Origin of the sequence: Exiguobacterium sp. SRB7LM (genome assembly GCF_015712685.1) — a bacterium.
In the GTDB taxonomy this organism is placed as follows: Bacteria; Bacillota; Bacilli; order Exiguobacteriales; family Exiguobacteriaceae; genus Exiguobacterium; species Exiguobacterium profundum.
In genome coordinates this window covers 1,123,512-1,147,763 of the sequence record NZ_VWVR01000006.1, presented here as the reverse complement: position 1 = coordinate 1,147,763, position 24,252 = coordinate 1,123,512, and the positions used below count along the sequence as shown (strand labels likewise).

The window sequence follows — 24,252 nt, the reverse complement described above, 5'->3', positions numbered from 1 at the left end:
TACAACTTTCATAATAGTTGATCACATCTTAGGAGGAATTGTTATGCTCGGTGGAGTCCCATTACATCCATTGCTCGTGCACGCACCAATCGGTCTACTGTTGTTTGGTACACTATTGATTTTGATCAGTTTCAAATGGACAAGTTTTCGATTGTTTGCGCTCATCACATTGGTTGCAGGATTATTGTCCGGTGCAGTAGCTTTCTTGTCAGGGGATAGTGCGGAAGAGTATGCGGAAGCGAATCTGCCATCGGTGACAGAAGCGATGATTGAAAACCATGAACATTTTGCCCTGTACAGCTTGATTGCATTTGGCATCACAGTGGTCTTGCTCGCAATCGGATATCGTGCAAAAGGGAAGCTGTGGATTACACTGAGTTTTGTCGTTGCCCTCGTCGGAGCCGGACTACTTGCTTATGCAGGTCACCTAGGTGGTCAAATGGTATATGCGAAGTAATTAAAAAAGACGTCTGTTTCAATCAAGTTGAGACAGGCGTCTTCTATCGTTTTTGTCTTAATCATCGCAAAGATCATGGTGTGGGGTTGTTTCAGTACCACCGTTTATAGATATAATTTTGAGCCGACTCATGGTCATCGACGATTTTTAAAGTAATGCGATTCATTTCTTCTAATAGGTCTGTTAATACCGCCTGTAATTTTTCGTCTTCTAGCCCATGTGCTTGCATCGTCTTACTGACAATCTGCTGGACTTGATCATGGTAGTCATGCTCTCGCGATACATCTTTTCGCCAGTTCATGTCGATCCCTCCTTTGATATTTCATTATTCCCTTTGAAAAGGTATTGCGAAACGAGAGAATGACTGGTATCATCATAAAAGTGTGAGCTACCAATTATTCATGCGCGATATCTTGACATCTTTTCCTGCTAGTGCTAAGATGACATAGTGATTAAAAACAACAAAGCAGAAGCACCCGCTTTTCACCTCGTCTGAGAGTCATCAGGCAGGTCCATCAAGTTCTTGGTTCATTCGGCATCGTCTGCCGTTTTATGACCTCAACTGATGTGTGGGTGGGAAACTGCCGACGCTTTTTTTATTGCCATGTTGTCTTGTCAATCTAAATCTCGTGCAATCGCACGATGGAGGTGCTAACCATTAGCAAAGAGCTCTTTATCAACGAAAACATTCGTGCCCGTGAAGTACGTCTCATTGGCGCAGACGGTGCACAACTCGGTGTGACATCACGTAACGATGCGTTACGTTTAGCTGAAGAAGCGGAACTAGACCTCGTCTTAGTCGCGGATAAAGCAAATCCACCGGTCGCTAAAATTATGGATTATGGGAAGTACCGTTTCGAACTCCAGAAAAAGGAGAAAGAAGCGCGTAAAAACCAAAAAGTCATCCAAATGAAAGAAGTACGTCTCAGTCCAACAATCGAGGACAACGATTTCCAAACAAAATTGCGTAATGCACGCAAGTTCCTTGAAAAAGGAAACAAAGTGAAGGCTTCGATTCGTTTCCGCGGACGTGCCATCACACACTCGGAAATCGGGAAACGTGTTTTGGACAAAATGGCAGCGGAATGTGCCGATTTGGCAACAGTTGAACAAAAGCCGAAGATGGAAGGACGCAGCATGTTCTTAGTGCTGGCTCCGAACAAAGAAGATTAATTATCGATTCTCAGTGGGGAGGAAATACTCATGCCGAAAATGAAATCGCACCGCGGTGCTTCAAAACGTTTCAAACGTACAGCATCAGGTAAACTCAAGCGTTCACACGCTTACACAAGTCACTTGTTCGCAAACAAATCGACTAAAGCGAAACGTAAGCTCCGTAAAGGCGCTATCGTATCAGCTGGAGACTTCAAACGCATTCGCAACATGATCGCGAAGTAATACAGAAACAATTTAGGAGGGAATCCATATGCCACGCGTAAAAGGCGGTTATACGACTCGTCAACGTCGTAAAAAGCAAATTAAACTTGCCAAAGGATACTTTGGTTCGAAACACATTCTATTTAAAGTAGCAAAACAACAGGTCATGAAGTCACTCATGTACGCTTACCGTGACCGTCGTCAGAAGAAACGTGATTTCCGTCGTCTTTGGATCACACGTATCAATGCGGCAGCACGTACAAACGGTCTCTCATACAGCCGTATGATGCACGGCCTCAAGCTTGCAGGAATCGACATCAACCGTAAGATGCTTGCTGAGCTTGCTGTGACAGATGCACAGGCATTCGCGTCACTCGCTGAAACAGCTAAATCAAAATTGAACGCGTAATCGTTCAATCGACAGCGCCGAGACACTCTCTCGGCGCTTTCTTTTTTCTTTAGAATTTCTTAGAATTAAGAGAAGGAGGAAAGCGTATGAATCAATCGGTTGTTGCGATCGTCGCCTTAGCGCTCATTATCTTGAACGTTTACACCTATATCCAAGCGAAACAGTATGCGCAAGGAAAAGGTGACTTTAATGTCCTATACGCCTATGCAGGAGGAGCCATCGGTGCCTTGTTCGGTCTTCATTTGACTCGGAAGAAGGCTGTTCATGCCCCAAAACTGCTTCAATTACAAGTATTGATTTTAGCAGTGGGCTGGTCTTTAATGATTTTAGTACTGCTATAAGTGGAGATAGAGGAGGAACATCCGGTGAACTGGACAACATTGTTTGATCGGCAGCGCGAATTAGACGAGCGGATCAAAGCACAACATGGATTATCCGGCAATCAATTCGATGAACGGTTACTGGCGCTGCTTGTCGAGCTCGGTGAACTGGCTAACGAAACACGTAGCTTTAAGTTTTGGTCGAAGAAAGGACCGTCGCCTCAAGATGTGATCTTAGAAGAATATGTAGACGGCATTCATTTCTTACTGTCACTTGGTCTTGCGCTTGGGTATGAACGAGATGCGTTTCCTGCGGGAAGTTCATATCTTGATGCGACTGATGCTTTTTTAGATATTTATCGAAAAGTGACGAATTTTGGTCTTTCAAAAACGGAAGCCATGTACGAGACGCTGATGGCAGCTTATCTCGAACTTGGTTATACGCTCGGTTTTAATGAGCAACTCATTTTGCTGGCATACATGAATAAAAATGAAGTAAACCATGAGCGACAAAATCAAGGATATTAATGAAAAGGAGCGGATTGGTATGAATGAATCGTTACATATGTTAAAACGTTTGACGGATGCAACAGGCGTCCCGGGCAATGAGGGAGAAGTCCGTCAATTGATGCGTGAATACCTCGAGCCGCATGTCGAGTCGTTTGAACAGGATGGACTCGGAAGTTTATTTGGTCAAATGACTGGAGATGCTGAAGGTCCGCGTGTCATGATTGCGGGTCACATGGATGAAGTCGGCTTCATGGTGACACGTGTGGAAGAAGGCGGTTTCCTTCGTTTCCAAGCGCTCGGTGGCTGGTGGAACCAAGTGCTGTTGGCACAGCGAATGGATGTTGTCACACGGTCTGGTGAAAAGATTCCCGGTGTCATTGGTGCGAAACCACCTCACGTCCTACCGCTCGAGGCACGAAAAAAACCCGTTGAAATCAAAGATATGTTCTTAGATATCGGTGCCACGTCGAAAGACGAAGTGGCTGATTGGGGAATTCGTCCAGGCGATACGGTCGTGCCCCATTGTGAATTCACTGTCATGAAAAATGAGAACTTCTTGATGGCGAAGGCATGGGACAACCGAATCGGATGTGCGATTGCCATCGAAGCAGCAAAACGTCTGAAGGAAGAATCGTTCCCAGGCGTCGTGTATACAGGAGCGACAGTACAGGAAGAGGTCGGGTTACGTGGAGCGGTGACCGCTGCCAACTTGATTCGCCCGGATGTCGCGATTGCTGTTGATACAGGCATTCCAAGTGATACGCCGGGGATGACCCAGGCAGAAGGGTTGTCAAAACTCGGGGACGGGGTTCAAGTCATCTTCTTTGATGCGACTACCGTCACGAACCCACGCCTTGTCGACCTCATCGTTGACGTGGCCAAAGAGCAAGACATCAAATATCAATTGGACTTAACGCCAGGCGGTGGCACAGATGCTGGGCGATTCCATCTTTCTGGGATTGGGATGCCGGCCATCGCATTGACAGTACCGGTCCGCTATTTACACACGAACGTGTCCATCATCCATAAGGATGATTACGAGGCAGCGGTACAACTCGTTGTCGCATTGACGAAACGTTTAGACCACGAAACGGTCCAATGGTTGAAAGAGGGATAATATGACGAAGATTACGTCTACGAAGAGCGAGACGATTAAACGATTAAAACGATTGATGACGAAAAAAGGTCGTCAAGAAACGGGTCAATTCCTAGTAGAAGGAGAGCATTTGGTGGACGAGGCCATTCGTGCCGGTCGACTCGTCCAACTCATCATGGCTGAGTCGTATTCACCAAAAGGAACGTGGCGACTTGAAGATATGCCAGTCCTCGAGTTATCCGACCACGTTGCGGACCTTCTTTCCGAAACGGAAAAGACCCAAGGCGTGTTTGCCGTTGTCAAGATGACACCGGTGGAACGAAAAATGAAGAAAGTACTCGTACTAGACCGAGTACAGGACCCGGGTAATCTCGGTACGATGATTCGGACAGCAGATGCTGCCGGATTCGATACGGTGTTACTCGGGAAAGGTACGGTCGATCCGTTCAACGCCAAAGTCGTACGTGCCACACAAGGTTCACTGTTTCACGTGAACGTGACCTCGGTCGACTTGCTTGAAAAGTTACCTGAGCTGAAAGAGGATGGATTCCACGTCTACGGCACAGCTCTCTCAAAGGCAACATCGTATGAGCAAGTTGCATTCGAAGACAAAGTGGCCCTCGTCATCGGGAATGAGGCACAAGGGGTTCATGCTGATGTATTGGCACTCTGTGACACACGTGTGCATATTCCGGTGCTCGGCGACGCGGAATCGCTCAACGCGGCGGTCGCTGCGGGTATTTTAATGTATCGCATCGCTTTACAATAATCTTGTCAGCACGTGAAAAACGTGATAGGTTAAACACATCGATGAATAAGATATGACGTTGAAAGAACATAGTAAGCGAATGACCGATTCCGTTCAGGGAGCAAGGGCCGTGACTGAGAGCCTTTGCCGGATTCGTCGCTGAATTCACTCTGGAGTCGTGTTGGAGACAACACCGGTTTGGCATCACGATAACGATGCTCTCAAGTGGGCCATGAATTGGCCAAGTAGGGTGGTACCGCGATGATTCGTCCCTTCAGTCAACGACTGAAGGGACTTTTTTATGTTGAGGAGGAAGCGAACACATGAAAGAACAATTAGAACAGTTACAAGTGGAAGCGTTAGAAGAAATCAAACAGGCATCCACACAAAAATCATTGAATGACGTCCGCATCAAATATTTAGGGAAAAAAGGACCGATGACTGAAGTGCTCCGTGGCATGGGTAAATTATCTGCCGAGGAACGTCCGGTCATCGGTGAGTTGGCCAATACCGTTCGTACCGCGATTCAAAGCACACTCGATGCTCGAATCGAAGAAGTGAAGGCGATTGAATTAGAGGAAAAGTTAAAAGCGGAAACGCTTGATGTGACACTCCCGGGACGGACATCGACTCCTGGCCATAGCCATCTCTTGCAACAAATCATCGACGAGATGGAAGATTTGTTCGTTGGACTCGGATATACGATTGCTGAAGGTCCTGAAGTCGAGACCGATCTCTATAACTTCGAAATGCTGAACTTGCCGAAAGATCATCCGGCACGAGACATGCAAGACTCGTTCTATATCACGGAAGAGACGTTGCTTCGTACTCATACATCTCCTGTACAGGCTCGCACGATGTTGGAGGCGAATGGGAAGCCGATTCGCATCATCTGTCCAGGTAAAGTGTATCGTCGTGATGAAGACGATGCGACGCATTCGCATCAATTCATGCAAATCGAAGGATTGGTTGTCGATGAATCCATCTCGATGGCTGACTTAAAAGGGACACTCGAAGTGTTCGTGAAGCAGTTATTCGGTGAAACGCGCGAAATTCGTCTTCGTCCAAGCTTCTTCCCGTTCACGGAACCATCGGTCGAAGTCGACATCTCTTGCTTCAAGTGTGGCGGGAAAGGGTGTAACGTCTGTAAAGGAACCGGTTGGATCGAGATTCTCGGAGGCGGAATGGTCCATCCTCATGTATTGGAGATGGCTGGCTATGACTCATCAAAAGTGTCAGGATTCGCATTCGGAATCGGAGTGGAGCGTATGGCGATGCTCAAACACGGCGTCGATGACATCCGTCATTTCTACACAAATGACTTACGTTTCATCGAGCAATTCTAAGGAGGAAGACAGATGTTACTTTCAAAAAAATGGTTGAATCAATATATTGATGTATCCGATTTAAGCGGCGAAGCGCTCGGTGACTTGATTACGAAGAACGGAATCGAAGTCGAAAGTGTGACAAATCGTGGGGAAGGACTTTCTGGGATCGTCGTCGGACGGGTCCTTTCATGTGAGAAACATCCAGAAGCGGATAAGTTAAACGTGACGAAAGTGGATATCGGAGAGTGTGACCCTGTTCAAATCGTCTGTGGCGCACCGAACGTGCGCGAAGGGCAACATGTAATCGTGGCCAAAGTTGGCGCACGCCTACCAGGACTTAAAATCAAAAAAGCAAAACTACGTGGTGTCGAATCACAAGGGATGATTTGTTCACTCGAAGAGCTCGGCTTTGAGAAGAAACAAATTCGGGAAGACGAGCAGGATGGGATTCATACATTCCGTGAATCGGTACAAGTCGGTGCAGATGTGCTCGATTTGCTCGACTTGGACGATGAGGTCATCGAACTCGGTTTGACACCGAACCGTTCAGATTGCTTGAGCCTCTATGGAATCATTCATGAGGTTGCGGCCATCTTAGAGCGTCCATACACGTTGCCGACAGCAGATGTCACGTCATCATCACCATCGGAGGTATCTATCGAACTTGCGACACCGAACTGTTCATATTACGCAGCTCGTGAAGTAAAAGGGGTAACGATTGCAGAGTCGCCACAATGGCTAAAGAATATCTTGATTGCAGAAGGTGTCCGTCCAATCAACAACATTGTCGACGTGACGAACTATGTGATGCTTGAAATCGGACAACCGCTTCACGCATTCGATGAGAAGAAACTTGGCAACTCGATTGTGGTCCGTCAAGCCGAAAATGGAGAAGAAATGGTCACACTCGACGACGTGACGCGCACGCTCGATTCATCGATGATGGTCATCACAGATGGGCAAGCTCCAGTCGCCATCGCAGGCGTCATGGGTGGTGCCAATACAGAGGTAGATCTTTCAACGACAGATATCATTTTAGAGTCAGCGTACTTTGATCCGGCATCTGTACGGAAGACGAGCCGTACGCTCGGTCTACGTTCAGATTCAAGCGCTCGTTTCGAAAAAGGTGTTGACCCAGAACGTGTCATGCTCGCGCTTGACCGTGCTGCGCAACTGATTGTCGAACTCGGTGGAGGAGCCATTCATGATGCGGTGCGTTCAGGTGAAGCCGAATCACGTGCCCGAGAAATCCAAGTGTCGATTGACTATATCAACAAGCGCTTAGGGATGACACTCGATCGTCAGACAATCGTTCACATCCTGGAGCGTCTCGGTCTCGCGACAGAAGGGGATGATGTGCTGACAGTACACATTCCATCGCGCCGTCCGGACTTAGAGCTTCCGGCTGATATCACAGAAGAAGTGGCACGTATATACGGATATGATAGTCTCCCGTCGACGTTACCTGCCTCTCAATCGAAAGGCTATTTGCCAGCAATCAACGTACTGCGCAGGCAGACACGTCGCTTGTTACAAGGAGTAGGTTTATCACAAGCCATTACCTACTCGTTAACGAGTGAGGCACATGCGACACGTTTCGGTGGAGAAACCGATCAGCTCGTTCGATTGGCGATGCCGATGAGTGAAGAACGCTCTGTCCTTCGTACGTCGCTCGTCCCTGGGTTGTTAGAGGCGGCTCGTTACAACACGGCGCGTCAACAATCGAACGTCGCACTTTACGAAACAGGACGCGTCTATACGGAGCACGGAGAAACGTTACCACGTGAGAAAGAACGGGTAGCTGGCGTCGTCACAGGTCTATGGATGGATCATCGTTCGCAAGGAACACGGATCCCGGTCGACTATTTCGTCGCAAAAGGGATTGTCGACACGTTAGTCCAAACACTTCGCCTAGATGTCACGTATGAGGCTGTATCGATGCCCGATATGCATCCAGGTCGCACGGCGAACATCTTGATGGACGGAAAGGTCATCGGATATGTCGGACAAGTGCATCCAGGAACATCGAAAGACGTCTACGGTATGAAGGAAGTGTATGTATTCGAACTCGACCTCTTGGCACTTCGTGGAGACGAGACACTTCTTTATCAAGACGTACCACGTTATCCATCGATTTCACGAGATTTGGCACTCGTCTTATCACGTGAGATTCCGGCTGGGACAGTGGAACAAACGATCCGCCAAGCGGCTGGTCCACTCTTGATTGACCTCGTCTTGTTTGACGTCTATACAGGGGAGAATGTTGGAGCGGATGAAAAATCGATTGCCTTCTCACTCAAGTTCCAAGACCCGTCACGAACGTTACAAGATGAAGAAGTAACGGCAGCATATGAAACGATCGTCGAGGCGGTCCGTGCGACACACGGCGCTGAACTTCGAGCATAAAAAATATGGAGCGTTGTCCACCTGTGACAACGCTCCTTTTATTATTGAATCTCGAGTGCGAGATCGCCGAACTTGGTCCATCCAACAAGACTCGTCACACGATAAAGAGCCCATGTAATGAGTGCAGGGAGTACGACGCCGGTCATCGTGAAGATGAGAAAGGCATCCAACCCTTGGACCGCTAAAATCTGAAGCGGGGCAATCAAGGAGTTGAGCCCGAGACCCGCGATTTCATATGGGACTTGGAGTGAGAACATCAAAGTAGCAATCGGTGCGGAAATCATCGCGGCGATAAACGGTGGGACGACGATTCGTGGGTTTTTGATGATATTCGGAAACTGCACTTTCGGTGTGACAAAGAATGAGGCGACCAATCCACCTGGGTCGGTTTGACGATATGCCATTAAGGTAAATCCAACAAATTGAGCAGAGCAACCGATCAAGGCAGCGGCGCTGGCGACAGGGTCAAGTTGAAGCGCGATGGCGAGTGCGGCAGATGATGCAGGCGACATGAGCATGACACTGAAAACAAGTGCGATGACAAGAGATGTGGCAATCGGCGACGTTTCTACAGATGCGGTGATCCCTTGACTGATTGAGTTGATAAGAGGAGTCGTGACCGCTGCTGCAGCAACCCCAACGATTCCGCCACCTAAAACGGCTGTGACCGGGACGACCATCATATCAAACTTTGTTTTGCCGAGGACACGTTTTCCGAGCCATACAGCGGCAGCCGCTGCAATCAGTGCGCTAATCGGTTGACCTGGAACGAGGACGAGTCCGCTTTCTGACGCTTTTAAAGCTGCACCGCCAATGGTTGCAGCAATCATGGCACTAAATAGGATGAGCGTGTTGCCTCCGAGTTGAAACGCGACGCCAGCGCCTAAAGCAGGTGCCAACAATGATTTGGCGACTTGTCCAATCTGTACGAGCATCGCGATTCCGCTCAAATTACCAATCGTCTCAATCAATAAACCGACACCGAGTGTGACGAGTACGGCATTTGCCATACCTGCTGAAATTTTTACCATTCGATCCATCATATACTGCTTCACTTCCATCATCTCCTCTATATCTTTATGTCAACAAAAAAACCTATCCATCAAGGATAGGCGCGGTTTCAATCTGCAGGCGCCTGTCCGATTACCACGGGAACAAGGGCCTGAAAAGTCGTTTTTTGAAAACAAAACGATTTCAGTCCCTCAGTCGAATAATAATCAGCAGGCTGTTCATATGTACGGGATTGGACATTTCGAGCATCTCCTCTTCGTTGGATTTGCTAAAGAATACCATCTATTTTTGTAATAATCAATATTTTCTGAAAATAAATACAAAAAAATTCAGGAAGCCCAGTGGCGTCCTGAATTAGCTCATTTGTAATGAGCGTGCTTGAATCTGATCGTCTATAAAATTCATCGACAATGCATTGAATTGATCGGGTTGGTCTACATTGACCACATGACCAGAGTCTGCAACGATTTCAACATTGGCTGTCGGTTGATGTTTCGCTGTCCGCTCGACAGCTTCAAGAAACATATAATCCTCATCACCCATAATATACAAAATCGGGACGTTCGTTTGAATCGAAGTGAACTGATTCAATAAAGGATTAATATTTTCCGTCATCTTGAACCAACGGATAAACTCACGTTGACATAAGTTCGCCGCATCGCGGACGAACATCATCCGAGACTTCTTGTGACGCTTCTTCGGGAGTAAAATCCATGCGAATAGTTTATATAACCACATATAGGGGACGAAGTTTTGCACGAGACTACCAAGTCGGATGAGCAACGTGGAGCGCACATTAAATTTTACAATGGCTCCGCCGAGGACGACTGATGCGATTCGATCCGGATAGTGCTCAAACATCGCCTGAATCACAATCGTCCCTAAAGAAAGACCGACCATGTGCCCTTTTTCGATACCTAAGTGATCCATGACTTCAATCACGTCTTTGGCAACGACATCAAACGTATAGGCATTCAATGGTTGTTTGAGCGACTGTTCAGCATCGTATGAACCGCCATGACCGCGTAAATCGACGAGCAGGACATTATATTTTTTACGGAAGGGACGAAGTTGGCGATACCAATGCGATAAACTTCCTCCGGCCCCATGTATAAAGATGACCCAAGGATGGTCATCACTAATCGTGTAGGTTTTATAATGCAACATGAACGCTATCCTCCAAAAATTTTAAGTTCATTTAACCATAAAACGAGTATATCATACTTGATGTCGAAGCTCTACAAACGACGTTCATTCAAGTTGATGGCTTTCTTTGTATTCGCAAAATGGACTTTAGCAATCTTTTGTAAATAATCCTGTCCATGACCTCGAATGATTTGAGCGGCGACTTGGTCGACTTTTGCTCCTGCCCCTTTCGGGAGGGTCAATCCTACTTGTTTACTTAGTTTGTCCATTTCTTTTAAGAAGAAGGCGCGAGCTAAAATGGAAGCAGCTGCGACGGCGACATGAAGACCTTCTGCCTTGGTTGAAAAGTAGACATCGTCGCGCACGATATCCCGCTCTGCCCGCAAGTGTTGATAGTATACCGACTTCTCTGCGAATTGATCGATTAGAATGGCATCGGGTTTCTGTCCGATCTTCTCAAGCAACGCTCGAAGTGCAGCATTATGGGCGATGGCGGTCATTTTACCTTGTGTCATCGTCCGTTGCATGTTGTTATATGTTGGATTATGCAGTGTTGCTTTTTGATAAGGAATCGTAGCGTGTAAATCTTTCGCAATCCGGATGATTTCAGGGTCGGATAACTGTTTTGAATCTTTCACGCCGAGTTCTTTGACGAGTGCGATTTGATCGCGTGAGACAAAAGCCGCTACGACGACGAGTGGTCCGAAGTAGTCTCCTTTTCCGACCTCGTCGCTTCCAATGACAGACCAACTTGAAAATCCTTCAGGTAAGAGGGTGTTCGGTGCGGATGCTTGTTTCTTCTCAGCAGGTAGTCCCCATTTCACTGCCTCGGTCTCAGCATCTTTTCCTTGGAACATCACTTTCCCTGATTGATAAACCGTTACGACAAATCCCGGTGTCTTGGCGCTGAATGTCGCATATGGTGGTGGCGCGACTGCATACTCATGATACATTTTCTTTAGTTTTTCTTGTGATGCGGATGATAGCTTGATGACTTGGTTGCCCAACATGAGCACTTCCTTTCTGTCTGGCAAATTCATTTTACATTTTTTTATGATTTTTTGAAACCGAAGATGAGGTTTTATCGTATATGGAGATGAGTAGAGAAAAGTGAGGTGAGGTGGACGTGTGGTGGCGCGATGACACGCAACGAGATGAGGTAGAGGAATTATACAAGCACATTCTCGAACTCGAGGCGAGAATTGCTAAATTAGTAGCTCATCAAGTGAGAGTGCGTCGGCTACTGATGCAAGATTCTTCTGAGGGCGTGACGGATCAAGTCGTTCAAGTTCAAAAAGAAGTGGAATATTTTTTAAACAGGATGCGACTCGAACGACAAGAATTTGTCGACATATACAATCGGCGACGGATTGAACGTTCCATTGGTCGAGTTCGAGAAGTGAACGACTTATCCACTTCATCACTGTCGGAGTGGGATGAAATTGAAGATCGGCTTGCATTAGAAGTCGAACAACTTCGACGCGTACTGATGATGGAACAAAAACGTCGACAGGAGGGGTGGTAATGGAGGCAATCGATCAACTTTATTGGTGGGTGTTGATCATCGCTGGTCTTGGAACCTTTATTTACATGATGTTTTCCGATGCGTTCGATATGTTTGAAGGTTGGTTCAACCCTGCAGTCATCCTATCTTTCTTAGCACTAGGGGCAGGAATTGGGCTCATCTTAAACGCATTGGCTCACGTTTCCCCGATGATTGGGCTCGCTGTCGCATTGATCGGGTCTCTTGCTCTGACGACGCTTCTCTATTTGTTTGTTCTCTTACCGCTCTCAAATGCGGAAGAGTCCATTGGTTTGACGGATGAGGCATTAGTTGGACGTGTCGGACGATTGACCGTGCCCATTCCTGAAGGCGGATACGGTGAAGTCTTGATTGAGACAGTGACGGGATCGCTTTTAAAGACGGCTCAAAGCTTAGACGGTACATCGATTTCGACAGATCGTCGGGTAGTTATCATTGAAGTAAAAGGCAATATCGCAATCGTCATGCCATATGACGAACCTACAATTCGAGAGGAGATATAACACATGAATACGGCTATTTTAGTCAGCATTATCGTCGGGGTCATCATCCTCGCACTTGTGTTTGTATTCGTACTAAAATATCGCACAGTCGGACCAGATGAGGCACTGATTGTGACAGGTAGTTATTTAGGCAAGAAAAATGTACATAGCGATACATCCGGTAACCGCGTCAAAATCATTCGTGGCGGCGGGACGTTCGTCTTCCCAGTATTCCAGCAAGCAGAACCGCTCAGCTTGCTCTCAAGCAAATTAGAGGTCACGACACCTGAAGTGTATACAGAACAGGGTGTCCCGGTCATGGCGGACGGAACAGCCATCATTAAAATCGGCGGATCGATCAGTGAAATCGCGACAGCGGCTGAGCAGTTCCTCGGAAAACCGAAGATTGAACGTGAAAATGAAGCAAAAGAAGTGTTAGAAGGCCATTTGCGCTCGATTTTAGGTTCTATGACCGTTGAAGAAATCTATAAGAACCGTGACAAGTTTTCGCAAGAAGTTCAACGAGTTGCATCACAAGACTTAGCGAAGATGGGGCTAGTCATCGTATCATTCACCATCAAAGACGTTCGAGATAAGAACGGATACTTGGAATCGCTAGGGAAACCGCGTATCGCCCAAGTGAAGCGTGATGCTGATATCGCGACAGCAGAAGCGGATAAAGAGACGCGCATCAAACAGGCGGAAGCAATGAAAGATGCGAAGAAGGCCGAGCTTGAGCGTGCGTCTGAAATCGCGGAAGCTGAGAAAGAGAACCAACTTCGGATTGCGGCTTATCGCCGTGAGCAAGATGTTGCCAAAGCGCGGGCCGACCAAGCGTATGAGCTTGAGGAAGCGCGTGCGAAACAAGAAGTCACTGAACAACAGATGCAAGTTCAAATCATCGAGCGTCAAAAGCAAATCGAGCTCGAAGAGAAAGAAATCATGCGTCGTGAGAAACAATATGATTCAGAAGTGAAGAAAAAAGCCGATGCGGATCGATACTCGATTGAACAGTCTGCCGCTGCGGATAAGGCACGTCAAATCGCAAGTGCGGATGCAGAGAAGTATCGTATTGAAGCACAGGCGAAAGCCGATGCGGAACGCGTACGTTTGGCAGGTCTTGCAGAAGCGGACTCTGAACGTGCGAAAGGTGAGGCAGAAGCTGAAATTATCCGCTTGACCGGTCTTGCCGAAGCGGAAGCGAAAGAGAAGATTGCCGAAGCCTTCGCGCAATACGGGCAGGCTGCGATTCTCGATATGGTCGTCAAGATGCTTCCTGATTATGCGAAAGAAATTGCATCGCCACTTGGAAACATCGATCAGATTACGGTCGTCGACACGGGGAGCGGTCAAAACGGCGGTGCCGGGAAAGTGACAGGTTACGCAACCGACCTCATGGCATCGCTTCAACAAACATTAAAAGCTTCTTCGGGCATTGATATGAAAGACTTGCTCGAGAACTTTGCGGGGAAAGGGAACGTTGCAACAGCTCCTACACCGGAGCGAGAATTAGCTGATACGACGGTCGCTGCTTCAAAAGAATAAGTGTACGAAGCCATGGACGATGTCTATGGCTTTTTTTATTGCCACAACTTTTAAAAAAAATAATGTAGAATAGCCCTTTCTCGGTCGATATAAGTGTTGTCAGACCATTAGAGAGAGGGAGTATTGAATATATGAAGAAAAGTATAATGCTCAGTACAATCACGGCTTGCACCCTTTGGTTGTCCGGTTGTCAGTCAGTTATCGACAATCCAAGTGCCACTGTCGAAGAACGACAGACGATGGGAGTTGTTTTATCTGACGTTGGTCTCGGGGACCAATCGTTCAGTGACGCAGCTATGCGTGGGATGGGTGAGCTACGTGAAACGGGCGATTGGTTCGTTGATTATCGTGAACTATCCGAAACGGAGACATACAAAGTTGGTTTTGAAGAATTGGTAAAAGAGGGACATGACGTAATTGTCGGTCTCGGTTTTGCGTGTCAAGAAGACTTAGAGGCCGTAGCGGCTGAACATCCGGAACAGCAATTTGCTTTGATCGATGGCGTGTCCGAACTTCCAAACGTCTTGAATATCACGTTCGAAGAGGGAGAGGGAAGTACGCTCGCCGGCGCCGTGGCTGGTCTTGAGACAGAGTCCGATACGATTGGATTTATCGGTGGGATGGATATGGAACTCATTCAAAAATTTGAAGCAGGATTTGAACGTGGCGCTAAAGCGGTGAACGAAGATGTCGAGATGCTCGTTGATTTCTCGAATGATTTTGCTTCACCAGAGCTCGGTCGCGAACTCGCTGAGAAACAAATTAAAGCGGGAGCAGATGTTCTGTATGCTGCAGCTGGACTTACAGGAGTCGGTGTACTCGAGACGGCTGAAAAATACGGCGTCAAGGCAATCGGGGTCGATAGTGATCAATCGATGATTGCACCGGATGCGGTTGTGACGTCGATGTTGAAACAAGTCGATTTGGCGATTGTGGAAATCGCGGGTCGTGTGACCGAAAAACCGTTTAATGAACATGTCATTCTTGGAATTGAGGAAGGCGGCGTAGGCTTGGCCCCACTTCGTCGCATTCAATGGGATGAAAAAGAAACATCTGAGTATGAATCGGTAGAACGCCAGTTGAAGGAGGGAACACTTAAATGAGTTTACGTAAACGTTTTATCTTCTCAACTGTGTTCACTGTCATCTTAGTCGTACTGATGATGAGTTACGTCTTGTCTACTTTGAATCGCTTGCAGACGTATAACGAGAAATATGGGAGTCAAATGATTGAATTGTCTCAACTTGAAACGTCACTCTTACAAGAGCAGTCACTCTGGACGTCACTTGGCGAACAGTCGAACCAATCTACATTGACTCAACTAGAGCGCATCCGTGTGACGAACGCGGAAACATTTGATGATTTAAAACAGTCTTATTTGATTCCGGCATTTTCAAATCATTTAGACCGTGCCACGATGAAGTACGAACAGGTGAACGAAGATGTCGAGTCGGCACTTGAAGGTGGTATCGGAGCTCGGATCCAGGCAGCGAAACTAGAAGGTTTGTTAAACGATATCAATACATTGATTGCAAAGAACGGTTCATTCTATGAGGCGCTTCAAGTAGAGGCGGCAAATGAGACGGAACGTCTCTTGTTGATTTCGGTCCTTTTGACGATTCTTGTCATTCTTGCGCTCGGAATCTATAACTTCTTCTTTGCCCGTTCGATCACTCGACCACTCGAAAAAAATGTCAAGGTGGCCGAAGCGATTGCAGCCGGACGTCTCGTCACGTTGCCTGAGTCGACGCGCAATGATGAAATCGGACGTCTTGAACGTGCCATGCGTGAGATGACGGCGTCTCTTCAGACGGTGATCGGGTCAATCCGAGTCACATCAATGAAAGTGAACGGGATGACCGAAACAGCCGCAGCCGAAAATGAAGCGGTCGTGAGTACGACATCTAACATCACGAACGCAGTTGATGAGATGGCACACGGAGCACAGTCGATTGCAAATGAGTTGCAAGAAACGCTCAGCTCAGTGCATACGATGGCAACTTCATTTGAGACGAGCTTGAACCAGACGAAACAAACGACGGAAGAAACGTCAGAAATGACACGTGAAGTAGCGGCTGGAATTGAAACATTAACGGACCAGGAGCACATTTTAGATCGTTCAAGCGAACGGAATGAAGTGCTTGTCACGCGAATGGACCACTTTGCACGACAAACGGCTGAGATTGAGGCGATGGCGAAGCTTGTCGAAGACGTCGCGGCTCAGACGAATTTACTTGCCCTCAATGCGGCAATCGAGGCAGCCCGTGCGGGAGAAGCGGGACGAGGATTTGCTGTCGTAGCAAGTGAAGTGAAGAAGTTGGCGGAAGAGAGCAACAAGGCGACTCGCTCTATTTTCCACGTCGTCGAGACGATCCAGCAAGAAGTCGTCCGTTTGACGGAAACGGTGAATGAGTCAAAACGCGAGCAAGAGGCGCAATTAGAAGCGTTCGGATTGACGAAAGAAGCATTCAACCGAATCCATGAACGGACAGACCACGTCGCTTCGTTCGTACGCACGATCGAACAAGAGATGCGCACATCGAGTAACGAGGTAAACAACGTCTTGCGTCGGGTTGAAGAAGTATCTGGGGTGACGGAAGAGTTGGCCGCAGGAAACGAAGAAGTGGCAGCCTCGATGAAAGAACAGCAGGCAAGCTTCGATCAAATCTTTACATTGATGCAAGAGTTAGAAGGACAGGCAGCGGCACTCGCTGACCAGGTTCAGCATTTCGAAGAAGAATAATCGAACAGTGAACAGTAGGAACGGAGGCCACGTGATGGTCTCCGTTTTTTCCGTCATTCTATAACCTGTTCATAGAAATTGTGTCGATGAATATCGTTACATGTACGAGTGCGATATGGAACATGCAAACAAATCATTTCCTAAAGTTAAGATTGTGGGGAAGAATGAGACGTGTTTTGAAACAGCTGATTCGCCATACTGAACGTAACAGTCGAACAGGGTGGTGATTCGCTTGGAAAGATGGAAACAACTCGTCATCGGTCTCCTAGTCGTTCTTTTTTTAGGAGTGGGCTATTTGTTTTATCAAAAGGAACCGGAGCAACGAATGGTGGACGAGTTCGTCATGGAACCTGAGGAGGTCACGCCGACCACGACCCCAGAGCGTATGGAGCTCGTTGTGTATGTGACAGGTGCGGTTGAATCTCCGAACGTATATACCGTACCAGAAGGGGCGAGAGTGGGCGATGTGCTCTCTTTGGCAGTCCTGACAGATGAAGCTGACCCAGAGCAGTTAAATTTAGCACAGTTGTTAGTTGATGGAGTCAAAATCATCGTGCCGAAAAAAGGAGAAACACTGATTTCGCAAGACTCAGCGAGTCCTGAGGTCGAAACGAACGGTGTTCATGTCAACAGTGCGACGAAAGAGGAACTGATGACGGTTCCAGGAATTGGTCCAGCCAAAGCCGAGGCGATTTTAAATCATCTGAAAGCGAACGGCCCATTTAAAACATATGAAGCGCTAGGTGATGTGAAGGGGTTCGGCGAAAAGACATTAGAAAGTATGAAGCCATATTTATTGGTACCTTAAGATGCCGCTGTTTCCATTGTTTGCGGTACTCATTGTAACCGGTCTGAAAGAAGGATTCTATTTGGTCTCTGTGGTCGCTATTGTCTTTTATCTGGTCACACGACGTGGGCAAGGCCTGTATGCGAAAGCCGGAGTGATTGGACTCATCTGTATCGCATCGTTCCATACGACCCCTACAGAATCGTTACCGTCAGACACGATTGCCTTCTCAATCGAAAGTCGAAAAGAGAATGGGAAATCGGTAAGACTATACGGGAACGTAGACGATCTTCAGGGCGTCTTACGAGGACGCGAATTAGAACACGGACGACCTGGAGAGACGTGCCTCGTGCAAATCGAAGTAGAGGCGTTTCAACCGTTACGAAACACCGGGGGATTTGATGAACGGGCTTGGGCACGGAGTTCAAACGTATCCTTTAAAGGGAAGGTGAAGCGAATCGACACGTGTCGTCCGACGGCAGGGTGGGACGGTCGGTTGTTGCGTTGGAAAGAACAACAACTTCAACAAATTGAGCATCGTCATCGTGCGGATGTCGCATTATATATGGAGGCATTATTGTTCGGAGAGAGTCGAATGCTAGATGAAAAGACCTCATTTTCTTATCGTGTGACGGGCCTTCTTCATCTTCTTGTGATTTCCGGTTCACATATTGCCATGTTGATCGTGGCCATGCGCATATTGATGCAGCCAATCCCTATTCGACGTGAAACGAAGACGGTACTGATGATCTTTAGTATTACGATGTTCGGATGGATGACTGGTTTTTCCCCACCTGTTGCAAGAGCTGTCGTCGTCGCAGATGCGATCCTCTTTCTCTCTCTTTTCGGTGTGACGATTCGAGACCCGATTCGGCTCTTGAGTTGGTGTGCGGCGGGCATGTTGGCCGTTCAACCGTTCCTTCTCACGAATCTGGGTTTCCAATTGACGGTCGGGATGACCTTCTTTTTGTTAGTCACGAGACAAATCTGGACAGGACTAATCGAGTTGTCCGTTTTCGCACAGCTGTTTGGGCTGATTGTACTATGGCAAGTACAACCGGTTCTATCCGTCGCGGCACCGATATGGAATCTCGTGATGGCCATCTGTATCTCGTGGATCATCATGCCACTCGCATTTGTCACATGGATGATTCCTTCGATTGCCCCGTTGTTCATGGTTGTCTTGGACGCGATTCATGGAATGTTCACTCTCCACGATGATTTACGACCTTGGCTTCCGTTGCACGATCTGGCATTGCCGTCGCAAATCGCATTGTTGCTAGGATTGTGGGGGAGCTTGACGCTGATGAATCGAAAACGATGGATCGGATGGGGGGCGGCCATCATGACATGTGGGTTGATTGCGGGATGGTCGGAATGGGCGGAATCCTCACGGGTGACCTTTTTGGATGTCGGGCAAGGTGATGCAATCGTTGTAGAATCGGGAAGAACTGTTGGTGTCATTGATGTAGGGGGCGTATTTCAAGATCCAAACGAACAAAAGCGAAGCACGTTTGACCCGGGTGAAGATGTATTGGCTCCTTATCTATGGAAACGTGGGGAGCGATCGCTTGATTTTGTCCTGTTGACTCATGCGGATCATGACCACATCGGCGGATTAGAAGGATTATTGAAAGTGGTGACGGTGGAAGAACTTTGGATATCAAAAGAAGTGGCGAATGCTGAAAAACGAGAAGAGTTGCTACACTTAGCTGCGGTCTATGATGTATCGGTCCGTTATCTCAAGGCGGACGATCGTCCGACGCCATGGATGTGGATCGTGGCACCGAATCGACTACATGAAGATGAAAATGATCATTCGATTAGCCTTTACATGAATGTAGGTGGCATGCGGTATCTATTGACAGGAGATTTGCCGATAGAGGGAGAAGCAGAGTTACCGACGCTTGACGTCGACGTATTTAAATTAGGGCATCACGGATCTAACACGTCGTCGGGGGAAGAACTACTTGAGCGAATCGATCCAGAATGGGTCATTGCGAGTGTCGGTTCGAACAATCGATATGGACATCCGCACATAGAGACGTTACGACGGGTTGTGGGGAAACGTCTATTACGAACCGATTTGAATGGAATGATTGTCTGTGAAGAGAACATGTGTCGGGGGATCATCGAGTAGCACGGCATAAAATGTGATACACTAAAAAACGATTGCTCCCCCGGGGCAATCGTTTGAACACTTATAGACTTAAGAACTTGATGATGACACCGATGAAGAAAATCGTGAAGAAAAAGCCAAATGGGACGATGAAGCCGATCGCAGAGTCGATGGCGTCATTACGTTTGCATTGAACGTCATTTTCAAACGGGTTTTCACTCGGTGGGCGTACTGAGTTGATTTGCATATTAGGTCCCTCCTTATCATACTTCCTTTATAAGTATAGCGAATCATGGGAAGATAATCTATGTTTAGATGAGAATAAATTGTGAAAGTGGTGTGTGTTTTGAATGAACCGTGGTTACATAATGGAAAACTGGCGAGCGTCTATGTTCTCCATGGCACCGAAAAATATTTGTTAGAGACGTGGGAACGTGAAATCGTGAAGGCGGCCAATCCATCCGGTGATCAATTTGATGTCATGCAACTAGATCTTCTAGAGACGTCACTCGATACGGCGCTTGATGAAGCGGAGACGGTCCCTTTCTTTAGTGAATATCGCACGGTTATCGTGAAAAATGCCCAGTTCTTAACGGGTGCGAAAGAGAAGCAAAAGCACAATGTCGACCGCCTGGCGGAATATGTCGTGCAACCGGCGACTTACTCGGTTCTTGTCTTAATTGTTGAGTCAGAAAAACTCGATGAGCGGAAAAAAATTGTGAAGCGCTTGAAAGAGCGTGCCATCGTACTCGAAGCGAAAAAACCGAGCCAAAACGAACTGATGCGATACGTGAACGATGCATTGAGTCGTGAACAACAAAAGATGGAGCGCTCTACGATGGAGCGTCTTTTATTCCTATGTCAGGATGATTGGGGAAAGTTGGTTCGTGAATTAGAGAAGCTACAGTTGTACGCGGGAACGGGTGCGACGATTCCGATTGAGATTGTGAATGATTTAGTTCCCCGTACATTAGAAGATAACATCTTTCAACTCTCGGAGCTTCTCGTCAAACGTCAAGCAGATGCAGCGCTTCGATTGGTTCGGGATTTAGAAAAACAAGGGCAAGAACTGATTGGACTACTCGGGTTGCTTGCTCGGCAATATCGGAACATGTACCTGTCGAAACAGTTGACAGAGGCAGGCTATGGAGAGAAGCAAATCGCATCGAAAATCGGGGCCCACCCGTATACAATCAAATTGGCGACACAAGCGAGTCGCGGCTTTTCCGAGGCTCAGCTCGCACGTGCGTTGACCTTGATTGCAGACGCGGACGAGGCCATGAAAACAGGACGAGGTGACAAACAGATCGTTTTCGATACGCTCGTTTGTCAACTGGCCTTATTGTGAGGTGAGGGAATGGGATTCAAACAAGTGACGCTTCAAGACGTGATTCCACTCCGTCATGTTGTGCTCAGACCAGGAAAAGACGTTGAGACGTGTTATTTTGAAGGGGATGAGGCGCCGACGACGCGACACTTCGCTTGGGTTGAAGGCGATCAAGTGCTGTCGGTCGCTACAGTCATGCTGTCCCCGAAACAAATCGAGGGTGTGAAGATTCCGCTCCAACTCCGTGGCATGGCGACGGATCCTCATGTTTCGGGACAAGGAATCGGCTCTCGATTTTTACAGGCACTCCATGATGAGCTGGGATGTTCATGGTGGTGTAATGCGAGAGAAGTGGCTGTCCGTTTCTATGAACGAAATGGGCTTACACGAATCGGAGAGCCATTCGACATTCCTGAGATCGGTCCTCATTACATCCTGGTATACAAAAAAACAGCCGGCTCCGAATAGGAGGCGGCTGTTTCGTGTGATCTCTAATTAGAGAGCAGCGATACGAGCTGCGAGGCGTGATTTATCACGACCTGCTTTGTTTTTGTGGATAAGACCTTTTGATGCAGCCTTGTCGAGCTTCTTCGTAGCGAGGACGAAAGCTTCTTGAGCAGCTTCTTTGTTTCCTTCGAGTACGAGAGCATCAACACGTTTTACTGCTGTACGCATTGCCGCTTTCTCTTGTGAGTTCGCAACACGACGTTTTTCAGAAGTTTTTGCACGTTTGATTGCTGATTTGATGTTTGCCATTGTTTGTCACCTCCTGAAACAAGAAAGTGTATGTTCTTATTACTTCAAGTAATCATTCAACAGAACAAGCACAATTGTAGCAAACGGTTATATGAAAAGCAACCACTTGATGATTATTCTGAAAACTATCTGTGGTATTGTTGTAGTAGGTCGTACACATTACTTTAGGATTTTGATATAATGACACGGTATGCATGAGAAGGATAGGTGAACCCATATATGAACAAACAAGAATTAGAGAATCGTCAGAAGAAGATTCGTAACTTTTCCATCATCGCGCACATCGATCATGGAAAGTCGACGCTCGCTGACCGGATTCTTGAGAAGACTGGTGCACTCACGGCTCGTGAGATGAAAGAGCAGACGCTTGACGCGATGGACTTGGAGCGCGAGCGTGGAATTACAATCAAATTGAACGCCGTCAAATTGAACTATACGGCGAAAGACGGAGAAGAGTATATTCTTCACTTGATCGACACGCCAGGACACGTCGACTTCACATATGAAGTGTCACGTTCGCTTGCGGCATGTGAAGGTGCGATTCTCGTCGTCGATGCAGCGCAAGGAATTGAAGCGCAAACCCTTGCGAACGTTTATTTAGCACTCGATAACGACCTTGAAATCATTCCGGTCATCAATAAAATCGACTTGCCGTCAGCGGATGTCGAGCGGGTCCGTCAAGAGATTGAAGACGTCATCGGACTCGATGCGAGTGATGCGGTCCCGACTTCTGCAAAAGCCGGAATCGGGATTGAAGAGATTCTCGAACAAATCGTGGAACTTGTCCCTCCGCCGACAGGTGACCCGTCTGAACCATTGCAAGCACTGATTTTTGACTCATACTATGACGCTTACCGCGGTGTCGTCGCATCGATTCGTATCGTGAACGGTTCAGTCAAAGTAGGAGACAAAGTTCAAATGATGGCGACTGGCAAGACGTTCGAAGTGACGGACCTCGGTGTGTCGACGCCAAAACCGATCTCTGTTAAAGAATTGAACGTAGGAGACGTTGGTACGCTTTCTGCATCCATTAAAACAGTAGGAGATGTTCGCGTCGGGGATACGATCACACTTGCTAAAAACCCGGCAACGAGTCAGCTACCTGGTTATCGCAAGATGAACCCGATGGTTTACTGTGGTTTGTATCCGATTGATGCGGCTAAGTACAATGATCTTCGTGAGGCACTTGAAAAGCTCCAGCTCTCAGATGCCGCACTCGAGTTTGAACCAGAGACGTCGCAAGCGCTCGGTTTTGGTTTCCGTTGTGGATTCCTCGGCATGCTTCATATGGAAATCATTCAAGAGCGGATTGAACGTGAGTTTAACATCGACTTGATTACGACGGCACCATCGGTAATTTATCACGTGACGACGACTTCAGGCGAAGTAATTCACGTCGATAACCCATCGAAGATGCCAGAGCAACAAAAGGTTGATTCAATCGAAGAACCATACGTCAAGGCGGCTGTCATGACACCGAACGACTACGTAGGTGCAATCATGGAACTTTGCCAGAAGAAACGCGGAACGTTCATCGATATGCAATACATCGATACGACTCGCGTCAAAATCACGTACGAGATTCCGCTCAGTGAAATCGTCTATGATTTCTTCGATCAGTTGAAATCGAGCACGAAAGGCTACGCGTCTCTCGATTATGAGTTGATCGGCTACCGTCAATCGCGTCTCGTGAAGATGGATATCTTGCTCAATAACGAAATCGTCGATGCCCTCAGCTTCATCGTTCACCGTGACTTCGCGTACGAACGTGGGAAGGTCATTGTTGAGAAGCTTAAAGCTCTCATTCCACGGATGCAGTTCGAAGTTCCAGTCCAAGCGGCCGTTGGAACTAAAATCGTCGCACGTTCTACGATTAAAGCACTTCGTAAAAACGTTTTGGCTAAATGTTATGGGGGAGATATCTCACGTAAACGGAAACTCCTCGAGAAACAAAAAGAAGGTAAGAAGCGCATGAAGATGGTCGGGTCCGTCGAAGTCCCGCAAGAAGCGTTTATGTCTGTTCTCTCTATGGACGAAGAATAATGAGTTTGAGTCGCCCTGATTTTCGAATCAGGGCGATTTTGTATTTCAGGCAGGAAATGCCCTTTCATATAAGGAAGAGTAAACCCTTAGACAGACTAT

Annotated in this window: 26 protein-coding genes; 20 read left to right on the top strand and 6 right to left on the bottom strand. The window is 47.4% G+C overall.

What is annotated here, in order from left to right; genetic code table 11:
* The first annotated feature begins 43 nt into the window (after nucleotides 1-43).
* Nucleotides 44-457, top strand: a complete 414-nt coding sequence (locus F3H97_RS06740) for a DUF2231 domain-containing protein (RefSeq protein ID WP_074036537.1) — start codon at nucleotides 44-46, stop codon at nucleotides 455-457.
* Between the two features lie 91 nt (nucleotides 458-548).
* Here the strand turns inward: F3H97_RS06740 and F3H97_RS06735 are convergent, their stop codons facing one another.
* The gene (locus F3H97_RS06735) at nucleotides 549-758 is read right to left on the bottom strand and encodes a hypothetical protein (RefSeq protein WP_196430897.1); all 210 of its coding nucleotides are present in this window, start codon (nucleotides 756-758) and stop codon (nucleotides 549-551) included.
* 341 nt (nucleotides 759-1,099) lie between these two features.
* Between F3H97_RS06735 and infC the strand changes: the two genes are divergently transcribed.
* The 9 genes from infC (at nucleotide 1,100) to pheT (ending at nucleotide 8,651) form a co-directional block, all read left to right on the top strand.
* Entirely contained in the window at nucleotides 1,100-1,630 is a 531-nt protein-coding gene (gene infC, locus F3H97_RS06730; protein ID WP_012726698.1) for a translation initiation factor IF-3, read from the top strand.
* Between the two features lie 30 nt (nucleotides 1,631-1,660).
* Nucleotides 1,661-1,855 (top strand): 50S ribosomal protein L35, encoded by a 195-nt coding sequence (rpmI, locus tag F3H97_RS06725; RefSeq protein ID WP_012726697.1) that lies wholly within the window; start codon nucleotides 1,661-1,663, stop codon nucleotides 1,853-1,855.
* 28 nt (nucleotides 1,856-1,883) lie between these two features.
* Nucleotides 1,884-2,243, top strand: a complete 360-nt coding sequence (gene rplT, locus F3H97_RS06720) for a 50S ribosomal protein L20 (protein ID WP_012726696.1) — start codon at nucleotides 1,884-1,886, stop codon at nucleotides 2,241-2,243.
* An 86-nt stretch (nucleotides 2,244-2,329) separates the two neighbouring features.
* On the top strand, nucleotides 2,330-2,584 hold the full coding sequence (locus tag F3H97_RS06715) for a hypothetical protein (protein ID WP_074036543.1): 255 nt from the start codon (nucleotides 2,330-2,332) through the stop codon (nucleotides 2,582-2,584).
* Between the two features lie 24 nt (nucleotides 2,585-2,608).
* Entirely contained in the window at nucleotides 2,609-3,091 is a 483-nt protein-coding gene (locus F3H97_RS06710) for a dUTP diphosphatase (RefSeq protein WP_012726694.1), read from the top strand.
* 19 nt (nucleotides 3,092-3,110) lie between these two features.
* Nucleotides 3,111-4,190, top strand: a complete 1,080-nt coding sequence (locus tag F3H97_RS06705; RefSeq protein ID WP_196430896.1) for a M42 family metallopeptidase — start codon at nucleotides 3,111-3,113, stop codon at nucleotides 4,188-4,190.
* Between the two features lies 1 nt (nucleotide 4,191).
* The gene (locus tag F3H97_RS06700) at nucleotides 4,192-4,938 is read left to right on the top strand and encodes a TrmH family RNA methyltransferase (protein ID WP_031423182.1); all 747 of its coding nucleotides are present in this window, start codon (nucleotides 4,192-4,194) and stop codon (nucleotides 4,936-4,938) included.
* 302 nt (nucleotides 4,939-5,240) lie between these two features.
* Nucleotides 5,241-6,263 carry a phenylalanine--tRNA ligase subunit alpha gene (gene pheS / locus F3H97_RS06695; RefSeq protein ID WP_159562521.1) on the top strand — a complete coding sequence of 341 codons (1,023 nt, stop codon included), beginning with the start codon at nucleotides 5,241-5,243 and terminating at the stop codon, nucleotides 6,261-6,263.
* Nucleotides 6,264-6,275: 12 nt separating this feature from the next.
* Nucleotides 6,276-8,651 carry a phenylalanine--tRNA ligase subunit beta gene (gene pheT, locus F3H97_RS06690; protein WP_196430895.1) on the top strand — a complete coding sequence of 792 codons (2,376 nt, stop codon included), beginning with the start codon at nucleotides 6,276-6,278 and terminating at the stop codon, nucleotides 8,649-8,651.
* A gap of 41 nt (nucleotides 8,652-8,692) precedes the next feature.
* Here pheT and F3H97_RS06685 read toward each other — a convergent pair whose 3' ends face one another.
* The 3 genes from F3H97_RS06685 to rnhC form a co-directional block, all read right to left on the bottom strand.
* Complete coding sequence (locus F3H97_RS06685; protein WP_196430894.1) at nucleotides 8,693-9,715, bottom strand: PTS sugar transporter subunit IIC; 1,023 nt, start codon at nucleotides 9,713-9,715, stop codon at nucleotides 8,693-8,695.
* A gap of 301 nt (nucleotides 9,716-10,016) precedes the next feature.
* A complete protein-coding gene (locus F3H97_RS06680; RefSeq protein WP_078147177.1) occupies nucleotides 10,017-10,829 on the bottom strand; it encodes an alpha/beta fold hydrolase in 813 nt (270 codons plus the stop codon).
* A gap of 71 nt (nucleotides 10,830-10,900) precedes the next feature.
* The gene (gene rnhC, locus F3H97_RS06675) at nucleotides 10,901-11,815 is read right to left on the bottom strand and encodes a ribonuclease HIII (RefSeq protein ID WP_074037906.1); all 915 of its coding nucleotides are present in this window, start codon (nucleotides 11,813-11,815) and stop codon (nucleotides 10,901-10,903) included.
* A gap of 119 nt (nucleotides 11,816-11,934) precedes the next feature.
* On the opposite strand from rnhC, the gene F3H97_RS06670 reads away from it, so the two are divergent.
* The 7 genes from F3H97_RS06670 to F3H97_RS06640 all read left to right on the top strand — a co-directional run bounded on the left by F3H97_RS06670 (nucleotide 11,935) and on the right by F3H97_RS06640 (nucleotide 20,048).
* Complete coding sequence (locus F3H97_RS06670) at nucleotides 11,935-12,333, top strand: hypothetical protein (RefSeq protein ID WP_196430893.1); 399 nt, start codon at nucleotides 11,935-11,937, stop codon at nucleotides 12,331-12,333.
* Nucleotides 12,333-12,854, top strand: coding sequence for an NfeD family protein (locus tag F3H97_RS06665; protein ID WP_074036559.1), 522 nt, complete (start codon nucleotides 12,333-12,335; stop codon nucleotides 12,852-12,854). Before F3H97_RS06670 ends, F3H97_RS06665 begins: the two co-directional genes overlap by 1 nt.
* Before the next feature lie 3 nt (nucleotides 12,855-12,857).
* Complete coding sequence (locus F3H97_RS06660; RefSeq protein WP_074036561.1) at nucleotides 12,858-14,378, top strand: flotillin lipid rafts scaffold protein FloT; 1,521 nt, start codon at nucleotides 12,858-12,860, stop codon at nucleotides 14,376-14,378.
* Nucleotides 14,379-14,509: 131 nt separating this feature from the next.
* Entirely contained in the window at nucleotides 14,510-15,481 is a 972-nt protein-coding gene (locus F3H97_RS06655) for a BMP family lipoprotein (RefSeq protein WP_159562516.1), read from the top strand.
* Nucleotides 15,478-17,121 carry a methyl-accepting chemotaxis protein gene (locus F3H97_RS06650; protein ID WP_196430892.1) on the top strand — a complete coding sequence of 548 codons (1,644 nt, stop codon included), beginning with the start codon at nucleotides 15,478-15,480 and terminating at the stop codon, nucleotides 17,119-17,121. Before F3H97_RS06655 ends, F3H97_RS06650 begins: the two co-directional genes overlap by 4 nt.
* A 232-nt stretch (nucleotides 17,122-17,353) precedes the next feature.
* A complete protein-coding gene (locus F3H97_RS06645) occupies nucleotides 17,354-17,929 on the top strand; it encodes a helix-hairpin-helix domain-containing protein (protein WP_196430891.1) in 576 nt (191 codons plus the stop codon).
* A gap of 1 nt (nucleotide 17,930) precedes the next feature.
* Nucleotides 17,931-20,048, top strand: a complete 2,118-nt coding sequence (locus tag F3H97_RS06640) for a DNA internalization-related competence protein ComEC/Rec2 (protein ID WP_196430890.1) — start codon at nucleotides 17,931-17,933, stop codon at nucleotides 20,046-20,048.
* A gap of 61 nt (nucleotides 20,049-20,109) precedes the next feature.
* Here the strand turns inward: F3H97_RS06640 and F3H97_RS06635 are convergent, their stop codons facing one another.
* Complete coding sequence (locus tag F3H97_RS06635; protein ID WP_012726678.1) at nucleotides 20,110-20,274, bottom strand: YqzM family protein; 165 nt, start codon at nucleotides 20,272-20,274, stop codon at nucleotides 20,110-20,112.
* A gap of 90 nt (nucleotides 20,275-20,364) precedes the next feature.
* Between F3H97_RS06635 and holA the strand changes: the two genes are divergently transcribed.
* Together holA and F3H97_RS06625 are read left to right on the top strand one after the other, a co-directional pair.
* Nucleotides 20,365-21,375: a DNA polymerase III subunit delta gene (gene holA / locus F3H97_RS06630; RefSeq protein WP_236548987.1), complete on the top strand. Its 1,011-nt coding sequence runs from the start codon at nucleotides 20,365-20,367 to the stop codon at nucleotides 21,373-21,375.
* Nucleotides 21,376-21,384: 9 nt separating this feature from the next.
* A complete protein-coding gene (locus tag F3H97_RS06625) occupies nucleotides 21,385-21,822 on the top strand; it encodes a GNAT family N-acetyltransferase (protein ID WP_196430888.1) in 438 nt (145 codons plus the stop codon).
* Between the two features lie 27 nt (nucleotides 21,823-21,849).
* Here F3H97_RS06625 and rpsT read toward each other — a convergent pair whose 3' ends face one another.
* The gene (gene rpsT / locus F3H97_RS06620; RefSeq protein ID WP_012726675.1) at nucleotides 21,850-22,110 is read right to left on the bottom strand and encodes a 30S ribosomal protein S20; all 261 of its coding nucleotides are present in this window, start codon (nucleotides 22,108-22,110) and stop codon (nucleotides 21,850-21,852) included.
* Between the two features lie 219 nt (nucleotides 22,111-22,329).
* On the opposite strand from rpsT, the gene lepA reads away from it, so the two are divergent.
* Nucleotides 22,330-24,153 (top strand): translation elongation factor 4, encoded by a 1,824-nt coding sequence (lepA, locus tag F3H97_RS06615; RefSeq protein ID WP_196430887.1) that lies wholly within the window; start codon nucleotides 22,330-22,332, stop codon nucleotides 24,151-24,153.
* Nucleotides 24,154-24,252 lie beyond the last annotated feature (99 nt).

What these genes read in the sequence shown, in the direction of transcription:
- F3H97_RS06740 (WP_074036537.1), top strand. Translation starts at nt 44, where the DNA reads ATGCTCGGTGGAGTCCCATTACATCCATTGCTCGTGCACGCACCAATC.
- F3H97_RS06735 (WP_196430897.1), bottom strand. Translation starts at nt 758, where the DNA reads ATGAACTGGCGAAAAGATGTATCGCGAGAGCATGACTACCATGATCAA.
- infC (WP_012726698.1), top strand. Translation starts at nt 1,100, where the DNA reads ATGGAGGTGCTAACCATTAGCAAAGAGCTCTTTATCAACGAAAACATT.
- rpmI (WP_012726697.1), top strand. Translation starts at nt 1,661, where the DNA reads ATGCCGAAAATGAAATCGCACCGCGGTGCTTCAAAACGTTTCAAACGT.
- rplT (WP_012726696.1), top strand. Translation starts at nt 1,884, where the DNA reads ATGCCACGCGTAAAAGGCGGTTATACGACTCGTCAACGTCGTAAAAAG.
- F3H97_RS06715 (WP_074036543.1), top strand. Translation starts at nt 2,330, where the DNA reads ATGAATCAATCGGTTGTTGCGATCGTCGCCTTAGCGCTCATTATCTTG.
- F3H97_RS06705 (WP_196430896.1), top strand. Translation starts at nt 3,111, where the DNA reads ATGAATGAATCGTTACATATGTTAAAACGTTTGACGGATGCAACAGGC.
- F3H97_RS06700 (WP_031423182.1), top strand. Translation starts at nt 4,192, where the DNA reads ATGACGAAGATTACGTCTACGAAGAGCGAGACGATTAAACGATTAAAA.
- pheS (WP_159562521.1), top strand. Translation starts at nt 5,241, where the DNA reads ATGAAAGAACAATTAGAACAGTTACAAGTGGAAGCGTTAGAAGAAATC.
- pheT (WP_196430895.1), top strand. Translation starts at nt 6,276, where the DNA reads ATGTTACTTTCAAAAAAATGGTTGAATCAATATATTGATGTATCCGAT.
- F3H97_RS06685 (WP_196430894.1), bottom strand. Translation starts at nt 9,715, where the DNA reads ATGATGGAAGTGAAGCAGTATATGATGGATCGAATGGTAAAAATTTCA.
- F3H97_RS06680 (WP_078147177.1), bottom strand. Translation starts at nt 10,829, where the DNA reads ATGTTGCATTATAAAACCTACACGATTAGTGATGACCATCCTTGGGTC.
- F3H97_RS06665 (WP_074036559.1), top strand. Translation starts at nt 12,333, where the DNA reads ATGGAGGCAATCGATCAACTTTATTGGTGGGTGTTGATCATCGCTGGT.
- F3H97_RS06660 (WP_074036561.1), top strand. Translation starts at nt 12,858, where the DNA reads ATGAATACGGCTATTTTAGTCAGCATTATCGTCGGGGTCATCATCCTC.
- F3H97_RS06655 (WP_159562516.1), top strand. Translation starts at nt 14,510, where the DNA reads ATGAAGAAAAGTATAATGCTCAGTACAATCACGGCTTGCACCCTTTGG.
- F3H97_RS06650 (WP_196430892.1), top strand. Translation starts at nt 15,478, where the DNA reads ATGAGTTTACGTAAACGTTTTATCTTCTCAACTGTGTTCACTGTCATC.
- F3H97_RS06640 (WP_196430890.1), top strand. Translation starts at nt 17,931, where the DNA reads ATGCCGCTGTTTCCATTGTTTGCGGTACTCATTGTAACCGGTCTGAAA.
- F3H97_RS06635 (WP_012726678.1), bottom strand. Translation starts at nt 20,274, where the DNA reads ATGCAAATCAACTCAGTACGCCCACCGAGTGAAAACCCGTTTGAAAAT.
- F3H97_RS06625 (WP_196430888.1), top strand. Translation starts at nt 21,385, where the DNA reads ATGGGATTCAAACAAGTGACGCTTCAAGACGTGATTCCACTCCGTCAT.
- rpsT (WP_012726675.1), bottom strand. Translation starts at nt 22,110, where the DNA reads ATGGCAAACATCAAATCAGCAATCAAACGTGCAAAAACTTCTGAAAAA.
- lepA (WP_196430887.1), top strand. Translation starts at nt 22,330, where the DNA reads ATGAACAAACAAGAATTAGAGAATCGTCAGAAGAAGATTCGTAACTTT.